General features: G+C 74.9%; 14 protein-coding genes. 8 read left to right on the forward strand and 6 right to left on the reverse strand.

What is annotated here, in order from left to right:
* Window positions 1–139: 139 nt before the first annotated feature.
* Complete coding sequence (pcrA, locus tag BLR12_RS17380; protein WP_091380850.1) at window positions 140–2,437, reverse strand: DNA helicase PcrA; 2,298 nt, start codon at window positions 2,435–2,437, stop codon at window positions 140–142.
* A 266-nt stretch (window positions 2,438–2,703) separates the two neighbouring features.
* Here pcrA and BLR12_RS17385 point away from each other — a divergent pair, with 266 nt between their 5' ends.
* The gene (locus BLR12_RS17385) at window positions 2,704–2,970 is read left to right on the forward strand and encodes a chorismate mutase (RefSeq protein ID WP_091380853.1); all 267 of its coding nucleotides are present in this window, start codon (window positions 2,704–2,706) and stop codon (window positions 2,968–2,970) included.
* A 116-nt stretch (window positions 2,971–3,086) separates the two neighbouring features.
* Here BLR12_RS17385 and BLR12_RS17390 read toward each other — a convergent pair whose 3' ends face one another.
* Window positions 3,087–3,494 (reverse strand): YybH family protein, encoded by a 408-nt coding sequence (locus BLR12_RS17390; RefSeq protein ID WP_091380856.1) that lies wholly within the window; start codon window positions 3,492–3,494, stop codon window positions 3,087–3,089.
* Between the two features lie 181 nt (window positions 3,495–3,675).
* Here BLR12_RS17390 and BLR12_RS17395 point away from each other — a divergent pair, with 181 nt between their 5' ends.
* From BLR12_RS17395 to BLR12_RS17410, 4 genes are all read left to right on the forward strand, one after another.
* Window positions 3,676–4,230 carry a carboxymuconolactone decarboxylase family protein gene (locus BLR12_RS17395; RefSeq protein WP_091380859.1) on the forward strand — a complete coding sequence of 185 codons (555 nt, stop codon included), beginning with the start codon at window positions 3,676–3,678 and terminating at the stop codon, window positions 4,228–4,230.
* Entirely contained in the window at window positions 4,227–5,123 is an 897-nt protein-coding gene (gene sigJ, locus BLR12_RS17400) for an RNA polymerase sigma factor SigJ (RefSeq protein ID WP_091380862.1), read from the forward strand. Before BLR12_RS17395 ends, sigJ begins: the two co-directional genes overlap by 4 nt.
* Before the next feature lie 82 nt (window positions 5,124–5,205).
* Entirely contained in the window at window positions 5,206–5,940 is a 735-nt protein-coding gene (locus BLR12_RS17405; protein WP_091380865.1) for a PIG-L deacetylase family protein, read from the forward strand.
* A gap of 108 nt (window positions 5,941–6,048) precedes the next feature.
* Window positions 6,049–7,437: an acetamidase/formamidase family protein gene (locus BLR12_RS17410; protein WP_091380867.1), complete on the forward strand. Its 1,389-nt coding sequence runs from the start codon at window positions 6,049–6,051 to the stop codon at window positions 7,435–7,437.
* A gap of 40 nt (window positions 7,438–7,477) precedes the next feature.
* Here BLR12_RS17410 and BLR12_RS17415 read toward each other — a convergent pair whose 3' ends face one another.
* Window positions 7,478–8,134 carry a response regulator gene (locus BLR12_RS17415; protein WP_091380870.1) on the reverse strand — a complete coding sequence of 219 codons (657 nt, stop codon included), beginning with the start codon at window positions 8,132–8,134 and terminating at the stop codon, window positions 7,478–7,480.
* Entirely contained in the window at window positions 8,131–9,315 is a 1,185-nt protein-coding gene (locus BLR12_RS17420) for an ATP-binding protein (protein ID WP_091380872.1), read from the reverse strand. Before BLR12_RS17420 ends, BLR12_RS17415 begins: the two co-directional genes overlap by 4 nt.
* A 124-nt stretch (window positions 9,316–9,439) precedes the next feature.
* On the opposite strand from BLR12_RS17420, the gene BLR12_RS17425 reads away from it, so the two are divergent.
* Together BLR12_RS17425 and BLR12_RS17430 are read left to right on the forward strand one after the other, a co-directional pair.
* Window positions 9,440–10,354, forward strand: a complete 915-nt coding sequence (locus BLR12_RS17425) for a PspC domain-containing protein (RefSeq protein WP_091380876.1) — start codon at window positions 9,440–9,442, stop codon at window positions 10,352–10,354.
* Window positions 10,347–10,637 carry a hypothetical protein gene (locus BLR12_RS17430; RefSeq protein ID WP_091380879.1) on the forward strand — a complete coding sequence of 97 codons (291 nt, stop codon included), beginning with the start codon at window positions 10,347–10,349 and terminating at the stop codon, window positions 10,635–10,637. Before BLR12_RS17425 ends, BLR12_RS17430 begins: the two co-directional genes overlap by 8 nt.
* A gap of 56 nt (window positions 10,638–10,693) precedes the next feature.
* Here BLR12_RS17430 and BLR12_RS17435 read toward each other — a convergent pair whose 3' ends face one another.
* On the reverse strand, window positions 10,694–11,359 hold the full coding sequence (locus BLR12_RS17435; RefSeq protein WP_369803467.1) for a dienelactone hydrolase family protein: 666 nt from the start codon (window positions 11,357–11,359) through the stop codon (window positions 10,694–10,696).
* Between BLR12_RS17435 and BLR12_RS17440 the strand changes: the two genes are divergently transcribed.
* The gene (locus BLR12_RS17440; protein ID WP_091380886.1) at window positions 11,336–12,040 is read left to right on the forward strand and encodes a helix-turn-helix transcriptional regulator; all 705 of its coding nucleotides are present in this window, start codon (window positions 11,336–11,338) and stop codon (window positions 12,038–12,040) included. The genes BLR12_RS17435 and BLR12_RS17440 overlap by 24 nt on opposite strands.
* On the opposite strand, the gene BLR12_RS17445 is transcribed toward BLR12_RS17440, so the two are convergent.
* A complete protein-coding gene (locus tag BLR12_RS17445) occupies window positions 12,025–12,429 on the reverse strand; it encodes a GNAT family N-acetyltransferase (protein ID WP_218120716.1) in 405 nt (134 codons plus the stop codon). The genes BLR12_RS17440 and BLR12_RS17445 overlap by 16 nt on opposite strands.
* Window positions 12,430–12,579: the final 150 nt, after the last annotated feature.

The raw sequence follows: 12,579 nt of genomic DNA on the forward strand, positions 1-12,579 counted from the left end.
CCCAGCGACTGGCCCGACTGCTGGGAAGTCGGGCCTCCGAGCGGCGCTCGAGGCCCGATTTCCCAGCAGTTGGGTCCTGGGCACGAGCTGACGGGCGCCGGGCCACCGCTCCTCGGGTCAGAGCTCGACGAGCGGGGCCCTACAGCTTGACGAGCGGGGCGTAGCGCAGGACGAGGCGCTTGGTGCCGCCGGACCCGAAGTCGACGGTCGCCTGGGCCTTGTCGCCGATCCCGGTGACCTCGACGACGGTGCCCAGTCCGAACGCGTCGTGGCTGACCCGGTCGCCGACGTCCACCGAGATGACCGGCCGGTTGCCCGCGCCGCCGCGCAGCCCGCCGGTGGACAGCCCGGTGGCCGCCACCCGCTGCTGCGCCGAGCGGTACCCGGTGCTCGGCGCGGGCACCGGCTCCTTGCCGGCCCACTGCACGGTGTCACCCGGCAGCTCGTCGAGGAAACGGGACGGCGGGTTGTAGGCCGGCTGCCCCCAGCTGGTGCGCACCGTGGCCCGGGAGATGAACAGCCGCTGCTGGGCCCGGGTGATGCCGACGTAGGCCAGCCGGCGCTCCTCCTCCAGCTCGCGCGGGTCGCCGAGCGCGCGCAGGTGCGGGAAGACGCCGTCCTCCATGCCGGTGAGGAAGACGACGGGGAACTCCAGGCCCTTGGCGGTGTGCAGGGTCATCAGCGTGACCACGCCGGCATCGTCCCCGGCGACGGGGATCTGGTCGGCGTCGGCGACCAGCGACACCTGCTCGAGGAAGTCGGTGACCGAGCCGCCGGGGTTGGCCGCCTCGAACTCCGCGGCCACCGAGACGAGCTCGTTGAGGTTGTCGACGCGGCCCTCGTCCTGCGGGTCGGTGCTGGCCTGCAGCTCGGCGAGGTAGCCGGTGCGGTCGAGGATGCTCTCCAGCAGCGCGGCCGGGCCCGAGCCGGTCTCCACCAGCTGCTCGAACTCCTCGAGCAGCGCGACGAACTCCTGGATCGCCTTGAGCGACCGCGGGGCGAGGGTGGTGACCTCCGAGCAGCGGCGCAGGGCGCTGCCGAAGGCGATCCGCTCCCGGTCGGCGAAGGACTCGATGCAGGACTCGGCCTTCTCGCCGATCCCCCGCTTGGGCACGTTGATCACCCGGCGCAGGCTGACGACGTCGGCCGGGTTGGCGACCAGCTTGAGGTAGGCCAGCGCGTCGCGGACCTCCTTGCGCTCGTAGAAGCGCACGCCGCCGACGACCTTGTAGGGCATGCCGACGCGGATGAACACCTCCTCGAACACCCGGGAGGCGTTGTTGGTCCGGTAGAAGACGGCGATGTCCCTGGGCTTGGCCTCGCCCTCGTCGACCAGCGCGTCGATCTGCTCGGCGACCCAGGCGGCCTCGTCGTGCTCGTTCTCCGCGACGTAGCCCTCGATCAGCGCGCCGTCGCCCGCGTCGGTCCACAGGTTCTTGGGACGGCGGCCGGTGTTCCTGGAGATGACCTGGTTCGCGGCCTTGAGGATCCGCTGGGTGGAGCGGTAGTTCTGCTCCAGCAGGATCGTGGTGGCCTGCGGGTAGTCGCGCTCGAACTCGTCGATGTTGCGGATCGTGGCGCCGCGGAAGGCGTAGATCGACTGGTCGGCGTCGCCGACCACGCACAGCTCGGCCGGTGGCACCGGCCCCTCCCCCGTGCCGACCAGCTCGCGGACCAGCACGTACTGGGCGTGGTTGGTGTCCTGGTACTCGTCGACCAGCACGTGCCGGAAGCGGCGGCGGTAGTGCTCGGCGACGTCGGGGAACGCCTGCAGCAGGTGCACGGTCGTCATGATCAGGTCGTCGAAGTCCATGGCGTGCGCCTCGCGCAGCCGCCGCTGGTAGAGCGTGTAGGCCTCCTTGAGCACCTTCTCCGGCGCCGTCTGGGGGCTGAAGGACTCCTCGTCGACGAGCTCGTTCTTCAGGTTGGACACCTGGGCGGCGAGGCTGCGGCCGGGGTAGCGCTTGGCGTCGAGGTCCAGGTCGCGGGCCACCATGGTCATGAGCCGGACGGAGTCGCCCTGGTCGTAGATCGTGAACGACGACTTCATCCCGAGCTTGCCGGCCTCGGCCCGCAGGATGCGCACGCACATCGAGTGGAACGTCGACACCCACATCGCGCGGGCGCGCGGGCCGACGAGCGCGGCGACCCGCTCCTTCATCTCCCCGGCGGCCTTGTTGGTGAAGGTGATCGCGAGGATCTCACCGGGCTGCACGCCGCGGGCGCCGAGCAGGTACGCGATGCGGTGCGCCAGCACCCGGGTCTTGCCCGAGCCGGCGCCCGCGACGATGAGCAGCGGGCTGCCCTCGTGGACGACGGCCTGCCGTTGCGGCCCGTTGAGGCCGGCGAGCATGCGGTCCAGCTCCCGCCCCACCTGGCCGGAGGCGGAACGCTGGAGGGACGCGGTGCCCGGGAGGGCCTGCTGCACGCTGCTCATGACGACACCACTGTAGTTCGGTCGGGTGACGCGGCCCGCCGCCGCGCGCCGTCGTCCACAGGGGGTCCGGTGGCCAGGATCGCCGTCCCCGTGGCAGACTCCCCGACGTGCTCGCCGCCCTCAGCTTTTACTACGGCCACCGGGATCCGGTGTCCGTCACCGCTGGCTGAGCACACGCCGCAACAGACGCCCCGGGCCCGAGGAGCCCGGGGCGTTTCTCGTTCCAGGGGGTCCTCCGGCCCAGAGCCCGCCCCAGGAGGACCGCCGTGACCGCGACCATCGACACCCCCGCCGACGAGCGCATCGCCGAGCTGCGCGGGCAGATCGACGCCTGCGACGCCGAGATCATCGAGCTGGTGCAGCGCCGGCTCGCCGTGTCCCGGGAGATCGGCGAGCTGCGCCGCGCCTCCGGCGGCACCCGGCTGTCGCTGTCCCGCGAGCAGCAGGTGCTCGCCCGCTTCCAGGCCGCGCTCGGCCGGGACGGCGCCGCGCTCGGCATGATGCTGCTGCGCCAGGGCCGCGGCCGCCTCTGACGAAGGACCCTCCCGCCTCCCACGGCTCACGAGCTCGCCGCGGGGCCCTGCACGGGAGCCGTTCCAGTCCGTCACCGGGCTCGCCGCGGGCCCCGCAGGAGGGCCGTTCCAGCACGTCACCCGCCGCGCGGGTCGGCCGGCGGGAAGTCCGCGTGGCGGTGCACCAGCCACCAGTCGTCCTCGACGCGCTTGTAGACGTGCGTGACCCGGATCGTCATGGGCCGGGCCTCGCCGCCGTCCACGCGCACCGTGCCGTGCTCGAAGCCGACCGTGTAGGCGAGGGCGCCACTGACCTCGACCACCTCGTACCGCGGCACGAGCTGACCGTCGCTGAACCGGCTGCCCACCCACTCGAAGGTCCGGGCGACGGCGTGGTGCCCCTTCTCGATCGGACCCCAGGCGCCGAACAACGTCACGTCGGCGGAGTCGGCCCAGCAGGCGGCGTACGGGCCGGGGTTCCCGGCTCCCATCGCCGCCAATCCGTCGGCGACACGCTCCAGAGCCCGGGACAGCGCAGCGTCCATGCCCCTCTCCCTCCCCTCGGACGTGCCGCCGACGGGTCCACCGCGCGGCACCGAGCGGGGCCAGCATGCGACCCGCGGGCCCGGCCGCGGAAGGTGCCACGGACCCGCCCTGGTCGGCACGTCACACCGGGGCGCGCCGTCCCGTCTCCATGTGCAGCACCCCACGGAGAGGACGATGACCATGGCCCGCATCCCGCTCGACCCGCCCCGCACCCGCCTGTACCGCCTCGCCGAGTGGTACGCACGCCGGACCTACGGCGTCGTGCCCGACCCGCTCGCCGCCATGGCGCACCACCCGCGGGTCCTGCTCACCGACGTCCGCTTCGAGGCCTCGCTCGCCCGGTGGGACCGGCTGGACGGGACGCTGAAGTCGCTCGCCGTCATGGCCTCCGCCGTCTCGATCGGCTGCTCCTGGTGCGTCGACTTCGGGTACTGGATCAGCAACCAGGAGGGCGTGGACCCCGAGAAGCTGCGCGCCGTGCCGCGCTGGCGGGACAGCGACGTCTTCACCGACCTCGAGCGACGGGTGATGGCCTACGCCGAGGCGGTGACGACGACGCCGGTCACCGTGACCGACGAGATGGTGGCCGGCCTGCGGCGCGAGCTGGACGACGCGCAACTGGTCGAGCTCACCATGATGGTGGCCGTGGAGAACGTGCGGTCGCGGTTCAACGGCGCGCTCGGGCTGACCAGCCAGGGCTTCCGGGACCGCTGCGAGCTCCCGGCCGGGGCATGACCGACGTCCTGACCCCCTTCGACCGCCACCGGCGGCTGCTGTTCACCGTCGCCTACCAGCTGCTGGGCAGCGTCACCGACGCCGAGGACGTCGTCCAGGACGCCTGGCTGCGCTGGTCCGCGGCGGATCGGTCCGACGTCGCCGACCCGCGGAGCTACCTCGTGCGGATCGCCTCCCGGCTGGCCCTGGACCGGCTGGACTCCGCCCGCAGCAGGCGGGAGAGCTACGTCGGGCCGTGGCTGCCCGAGCCGCTGCTCACGGGGTCCACGCCGGTCGCCGCTGCTGCTCCCCCACCGGACCCGGACGACGCGGCGGTGCTGGGAGAGCAGGTCTCGCTCGCTCTCCTGGTGGTCCTCGAGACGCTGTCCCCGACGGAGCGGGCCGTCTTCGTCCTCCGGGAGGTGTTCGCGCTGCCTGCGGCGGAGGTGGCCGCGATCCTGGGCCGTGGTGAGGCCGCCGTCCGGCAGACCGCGCACCGGGCGCGCGAGCACGTGCGGGCCCGGCGGCCGCGCTTCGACGCCGACCGGTCGGCCCAGCGGGTCGTCACCGAGCGCTTCCTCGCAGCCTGCGCCGGCGGGGACGTCGACGCCCTGCTCACCGCACTCGCGCCGGACGTCGTCCTGGTGACCGACGGCGGAGGCAGGGCGAAGGCGGCGCTGCGGCCGATCGTGGGTGCGGCGAAGGTCGCCCGCTTCCTGCTGGCGACCGCCGCGGAGGGCCTGTCGATCCCGGGCGTGCACGTCGAGGTCACCGACGTCAACGGCGCTCCCGGCGTCGTCGCGTGGGTCCGCGGTGCGCCCTACGTGGCGATGTCGCTGGGCGTGGTCGACGGGCTGGTCGAGCAGGTGCTGGTCGTGCGCAACCCGGAGAAGCTGGCCGGCCTGCGCAGGTGAGGGGGGTGGCCCTTCTGCAGGGGCCCGCCGCGAGCCCGCGAGTGGCGGGGGGCAGGAGGGTCCTCTCACTAGGCTCGGCCGGGTGACCTCCCCCCAGAACCCCAGGCCGGCCGAGCACGTGGAGCGCGCGCTGTGCGTGCTCGCCCACCCCGACGACGTCGACTTCGGCAGCGCCGGCACCGTGGCGACCTGGACCGCGGCGGGCACCGAGGTCACCTACCTGATCGTCACCGACGGGGACGCCGGCGGCTTCGACGACACCCCCCGCGACCAGATGGGGCCGCTGCGGCGGGCCGAGCAGGAGGCCGCGGCCAAGGCCGTGGGCGTCACCGACGTGCGCTTCCTCGGCTACCCCGACGGCCGGCTGGAGCTGACCCTGGACCTGCGGCGCGACATCAGCCGGGTGATCCGGCAGGTGCGCCCGCAGCGGGTGCTGACCAGCTCGCCGGAGCGGATGTGGGACCGCGTCGGGGCCAGCCACCCCGACCACATGACCGTGGGCGAGTCCACGCTGCGTGCCGTCTACCCCGACGCCCGCAACCCCTTCGCCTTCCCCGAGCTGCTCGCCGACGAGGGCCTGGAGGCGTGGACCGTCGCCGAGGTGTGGCTGACCGCCAGCCCGCGCGCCGACCACGCCGTCGACGTCACCGACGTCGTCGAGCTGAAGTTCGCGGCCCTGAAGAGCCACCTGACCCAGGTCAGCCACATGGCCGACCTCGAGCAGTTCGTCACCGACTGGATGCGCCAGACCGGCCGCCGCCTGGGCCTGCCGGAGGGCCGGCTCGGCGAGGCCTTCCACGTCGTCCACACCGCCTGAGCCGGGACGAAACCCCCGCGCAACACCCGGTCTCCCGGGAGGAGCACAGGGGAAACACGGGCCACGTAGAACTCCCCGGACTGCCGACTCCGAGCCCCGGGAGAGCCCGTGACCACCACCCCGCACCACCCGCCCACCGACCGACCGGACCCGGCCGCTGCCGCCGAGCTGCTGGAGCGCGGGCTGGGCCGGCGCGCCTTCGTCCGGGCCGCCCTCGCGGTCGGCGCGGCCACCGCCGCCGGCGTCGCCACCGCCGCACCGGCGGCCGCCACCCCGACCGGCCGCACCCGGCTGCCCGGTGAGGTCCTGCAGCCCGGCAAGGGCCCGATCGACGGCGACGTCTACCTGCCCTCGCAGGTCGACCAGGTCTACTGGGGCTACCTGCCGCGGGTCGGCGACAGCCCGGTCGTGCGGGTCCGCTCCGGCCGCACGATCACCGTCGACACGGTCAGCCACGAGGGTCTGCTCGAGGACCAGGGGCGCGACCCCGCGGCCTGGTTCGGCGGCAGGGGCGTCCCCCGGGACCAGGTGCTCGACGACGCGGTGACCATCGCCCGGTCCTACGGCCGGCACCGGCGCGACTTCGACGCCGACGGCCCGCACGTCGTGACCGGCCCGGTGTTCGTCGAGGGAGCCGCGCCCGGCGACGTGCTCAAGATCGAACCGCTGACGGCGCTGCCCCGGGTGCCGTACGGCGTCGTCTCCAGCCGGCACGGCAAGGGCGCGCTGTCCGCTGCCTTCCTGACGCCGAGGGGCGAGCTGACCGCCGAGGAGGTCATGCCGCCCGTCGCCACCGACGGCCGTGCCACCAAGGACCCGATGAGATACGGCAACGTCTCGCACTTCACGCCCATCAGTCGCGGCCGCGGCGGCACGACCGTCGCGACGCTGCCGCGGGGGCGCACCGGCGCGGTGTCCTGGCCGGTGTCCCCCTTCGCCGGGCTCATGGCGGTCGCCACCGTCGGGAACGCGACGGCGATCAACGACCCGCTGCTCAACTCCATCCCGCCCACCCTGGGCGGCGGCAACATCGACGTGAACCTGCTGACCGTCGGCTCGGCGTTCTACGTGCCGGTGGTGGCCGAGGGGGCGCTGTTCTCGGTCGGCGACCCGCACATGTCCATGGGCAGCGGCGAGGCCGCGCTCACCGCGCTGGAGGGATCGCTGCGGCTGACCTTCCGGCTCACCGTCTGCAAGGAGGGGTCGCAGGACGCGCCGTCGGTCGCCTTCCGCTACCCGTTCGGCGAGACCCCGGACCTCTGGGTCCCGATCGGGCTGTCGGACCCCGACGGCTCCCGCGACGGCCAGGGCAGCGACCTCGACACCGCCAACCGGCGCGCGACCCTGAACGCGCTGGACTTCCTGCAGGACGACCTCGGCATGGACCGCTCCGTGGCCTACGCCTATCTCTCGGCGGCCGTGGACTTCACCGTCTCGCAGGTGGTCGACCGCACGGTCGGCGTCCACGCGGTCATCCCGAAGAGCCACTTCCGCTGAGCGGACGCGGTTCCCAGGTGCCTTCCGCACGCGGAAGGCACTACAGCAGCCGGTTGGTGGCCGCCCAGCGGGTGAGCTCGTTGCGGTTGGACAGCTGCAGCTTGCGCAGCACGTTCGACGCGTGGGACTCCACCGTCTTCACCGAGATGAACAGCCGCGAGCCGATCTCCCGGTAGGTGTAGCCGCGGGCGAGCAGCTGCATGACCTCCCGCTCGCGGGCGCTGAGCAGGTCCAGGCCGGGGTCGGTGGCCGGGTCCTCGGGCTGCGGGGCGGACGGCGAGGTCGCGGCGAAGGCGTCGAGCACGAACCCGGCCAGCCGCGGGCTGAACACGACGTCCCCGTCGGCGACCCGGGCGACGGCGTCGCGCAGGTCCGGCCCGGAGATGCTCTTGGTGACGTAGCCGCGGGCGCCGGCGCGGATGACGGCGATGACGTCCTCGGCGGCGTCGGACACCGACAGCGCCAGCCAGCGCACCGACGGCAGCTCGGCCCGCAGCGTCTCCAGCACCGCGCGTCCCCCGCCGCCCGGCAGGTGCACGTCGAGCAGGACGACGTCGGGCACCGTGGCCCGGATCCCGTCGACCGCACCCGCGACGTCGGCGGCCTCGCCGACGACCTCCACCGCGCCGCCGAGCTCGGCCCGGACCCCGGACCGCACCATCGCGTGGTCGTCGACCAAGAAGACCCGGGTGCTCACGCGGCCGCCTCCTGGCGGGGGAGGCACAGCTCCACCTCGGTGCCCTCCCCCGGTGCCGAGCGCACCGTCGCCGTCCCGCCCAGGCGAGTGAGCCGGCCGGTCACGGAGTCCCGCAGGCCGCGCCGGTCGCCGGGCACGGTGGCCGGGTCGAAGCCGGCGCCGCGGTCGCGGACGAAGACGGCGACCCGCTGCGGGCCCACCTCGGTGTAGAGGTCGGCCACGGCGGCCCCGGAGTGCTTGGCCGCGTTGACCAGCGCCTCGCGGGTGGCCGCGCCGAGGGCGGCGAGCGCGTCGTCCAGCGGGGCGTCGCCCACGACGACCGACTCGACGGTGAGCGCGTGGTCGGCCTCCACCTCGGCGACCACCCCGGACACCAGCGACGCCCAGGTGCCGCCGCCGGCGGCCACCGCCGGCTCGTACAGCCAGGTGCGCAGCTCGCGCTCCTGGCTGCGGGCCAGCCGGGACACCGCGGTGGCGTCGTCGGCGTGCCGCTGGATCAGCGCGAGGGTCTGCAGCACCGAGTCGTGCAGGTGGGCGGCGACGGCGGCCCGCTCCTCGGAGCGCGCGCGGGCGGTGCGCTCGGCCTCGCGGGAGGCCAGCAGCCGGCGCCACAGCGGCGCGGTGGCCAGCGCGACGCCGGCCAGGATCACCAGGGTCGCGGTGAAGCCGTTGCGCGCGTCGTCCAGCTGGCCGGTGGTGGCCAGCAGCAGCACCACCCCGGCGACGCCGAGCAGCACCCCAGCGGCGAGCAGCCAGGGGACGGCGGGCCGGGTGAGGGTGCGGTCGGTGTCCAGCTGGCGCCAGATGACGGTCAGCCCGAGGACGACCAGCAGCAGCGGCAGCACCAGGTCACCGCCGCCCCAGCTGCCGAGCCGGGTCACCAGGATCAGCGCGCCGAGGCCGAGCAGGCCCAGGCCCAGCGTCTGACGGCGGCTGGGCTCCTCGGTCGCGCCGTCGGCCACCGGGGCGGCGTCGGCGTCGGCGACCGGCATGAAGAACCACAGCAGCGCGTAGGCCACGACGCCGATGCCGGTCGAGGCGAGCAGGACGAAGGCGACGCGGACGACGAGCGGGTCGGCCTGCAGGTGCGCCGCCGTCCCCGCGGCGACCCCGGCCAGCAGGCGCCCCGAGCGCGGGCGCACCAGGGGCGGCCGCACGGGCACGGGCAGGGTCGTGGTCACGGTGCCGATCGTCGCACCGCCGCGGCCCGCCCCGACACCAGGAACCACCCGGGCTGGTGGACCGGGGTCGGATGGGGGCGTTCCCTGATGGACCGCTCCCCTCGCCGCGAGCAGGGTCTGTGCCATGACATCCGCACCGCCTCCCGCTCCCCCGTCGGCGGACCCGCCGGCGGCTGCGTACACCCCGCCGCCCGGTCCCCCGGTGCGGCCGCCGCTGCGGCGCAGCCGCAGCGACAAGGTCATCGGCGGCGTCGCCGGCGGCCTCGCCGAGTACAGCGGCATCGACGCGCTGCTGTGGCGGGTCGGCCTGGTCGCGCTGGCGCTGGCCGGCCCCGGCGTCCCGGTCTACCTGCTGCTGTGGCTGTTCACGCCCTCCGACGGGTCCCCGCACGTACCGCGCGCCGCCCGTCCCGCCGGGCCGCGGTCCCCCGTCCCCGGCCTGACGGTGGCCGGCCTGCTCATCGTCGTCGGCTCGCTGGTGCTGATCACCCGGCTCACCGACTGGGACGTCGGCCCGCGCATCGTGCTCGGCACCGCGCTCCTGCTCGTCGGGCTCGGGCTGGTCGCCGCCGCGTTCTCCGGCGGGCGGACGGGCAGGGGCGGGCTGATCACCCTCGGCGTCGTCCTGTCGATCGCGCTGGTGGCCGTCGCCGCCGAGCCGTGGCGGGCCGTCGACGACGACGGCATGGGCAACCGCACCTATCGCCCGGCGACCGCGGACGCCGTCCAGCCGGTCTACGACCAGGGGATCGGCGACGCGACGCTGGACCTCTCCCGCATCGGCCTGTCCGACCTCGACGGCCCGCTCGCCACGAGGCTGGACGGCGGCGTCGGCAACGTCGAGGTGATCGTCCCCCGCTCGGCGGACGTCCGGGTCGACGTGGACGGCGGTATCGGCAACGTCGACGTCCTCGACCTCGGCTCCGACGGCGGCTTCTCCCCCGGCACCGGCTCCGCGTCCTGGACCGGCGACGGGAACCCCGAGATCGAACTGACCATCGACGCCGGCGTCGGTGACGTGGAGGTGCGCCGTGCCTGACTACAGCGAGTTCCCGACGACCCCGACCGCCTGGCAGGAGCACGCCTGGGGCGAGGTCACCCCGCTGGAGACCGAGGACCCGCCCCGGCCGCAGCGCCGCGGCGTCGACCTCACCGCCCTGATCCCGGGTCTCTTCTTCGTCGTCCTGGCGGTCGTGCTGATGGCCGGTGCGGTCCTCCCGCTGGGCCTGGTCACCGAGGGCGGCCTGCTGTGGCTGGTGCTCATCGGCGGCGGCGTGGCGCTGCTGGTGTCCGAGCTGCGCCGGGCCCGCCGCCGGCGCTGACCGCACGCACCCGGAGGGCCCGGGGAGCCGATCGGCTCCCCGGGCCCTCCGCCGTGTCAGGTCCGGCCGACGAAGGCGAGGGCGCGCGACCAGAACAGCTCGGTCGCCTGCCCGTCGTACTCCGCCGGCAGGCTCGGGTCGGTGAACAGGTGCCCCTCGCCCGGGTAGCCGAAGACCTCGACCGGCGCCGGCGCCCGCCGGACGTCGGCGGCGAAGGCGTCCAGCCACTCGGGCGCGTGCTTCGGGTCGCCCTCGCTGTGGTGGACCTGCACCGGGACGCCGGCCGGCCAGGCGTCCACGCCGAGCACCGCCAGCGGCAGCGCGCCCGCGACGAGCAGCGCGCCGCGGCAGGACCGCTGGGTGGCCACGTACTCGGCCATGCCGGCGCCGTTGGAGAAGCCCGCGACGACGAACCCGTCCGGCAGGTCCGCGACCGCGTCCACGGCTGCCTGCATCAGCGCCGGGAAGCCGACCCGGTCGACGTAGGCACCCGCCTCCTCGTAGTCGTCGAAGACCCGCCCGCCGTACTGGTCGACGACGAGCACCTCGTGCCCGGCGGCCCGGAGGCGCTCGGCGGCGTCGAGGACCCCCGGGCGGACGCCGAGGACGGAGTGGAACAGCGCGATGGATGCCATGGGACGACCCTCCCGCGGGCTCGGTGACACCGTCCTGTCACCGACTCCTGCCACGATCCGGGCGTGAACCGCACCGACCGGCTGCACGCGCTCACCGAGGAGCTGCGCCGGGCCGGGCCGCGCGGCCGGACGGCGCAGCGGCTGGCCGGGTGGCTGGAGGTGTCCACCCGCGCGGTCAAGCGGGACGTCGCCGCGCTGCAGCAGGCCGGGGTGCCGATCTGGGCAAGCGCTGGACCGGGCGGCGGGTACGTGCTCGACGCGGTCGCCACGCTCCCGCCGGTCAACCTCACGCCGGCGCAGGCGGTCGCGGTCGCCGTGGCGCTCAGCGGGTCCGCCGACGCGCCGTTCGCCGCCGACGGCCGGGTGGCGCTGGAGAAGGTGCTCGACGTGCTGGGCCCGGCGGCGCGCGCGGAGGTGGAGCGGCTGGCCGGCCGGGTGTGGGTGCACGGGACGTCGGCCCCCCGCAGCCGCGCGGCCGCGGTGGTCGAGCAGGCCCTCGCCGGGCGCCGGGTGGTGGCCCTGACCTACCGGGACCGGGACGGCGCGACGACGCGACGCCGGGTGGAGCCGCAGCTGCTGGCGCGCACCGGCGACCGCTGGTACCTGGCCGCCTGGTGCCGGGAGCGGCAGGGACCGCGCTGGTTCCGCCGGGACCGCATCATGGGCGCCGCGCTCACCCCCGAGACCGCGCCGCCCCGCGACCCGGCGCTCTTCGGCATCCCCCCGCCCGAGGCCCGCAGCGTCCGCGCGACTCAGAGCGCGCGGTAGTAGCGCACCAGCGGCAGGCCGGTGAAGCCGTGCCGCTCGTAGAGGGCGCGGGCCGGCGCGTGTCCGTCGTCCCCGCCGGTGCCGATGACGGCGAGCGGGACGCCCCGTGCGGCGATCTCGTCGACCGCCCGGCCGAGCAGCCGGCCGGCGATCCCGGCCCGCTGGTGCGCCGGGGCGACGGCGATCATCTCGACCTCCCCGACCGGCGTGGCGTCCTCCTCGGTCCACCGGACGGCGACGAAGCCGACCGGGACGCCGTCGACGTCGGCGATCCAGGCATCGAGGGACCGGCACACCTCGGCCACCGCGGCGGCCTGTGCCGTCCGCCAGTCGGGGTGGACCATCCCGAACACCCGCGGCCCCATGACGGCCTCGAAGCTCGCGAACACCGGCTCCCACGCGTCGAGGGAGAAGGCGACGACCGCGTCGACGTCGGCGTCGGTCAGCGGCCGGATGGTGACACCCTGGAACGGCCCCGCTGCAGGGCTTCCGTTGGCCCCGTCCAGAGGCTCGTCCCGAGCCTGCGAGGGATGAGGAGG

It is taken from the genome of Geodermatophilus sp. DSM 45219, assembly GCF_900104025.1.
GTDB lineage: Bacteria > Actinomycetota > Actinomycetes > Mycobacteriales > Geodermatophilaceae > Geodermatophilus.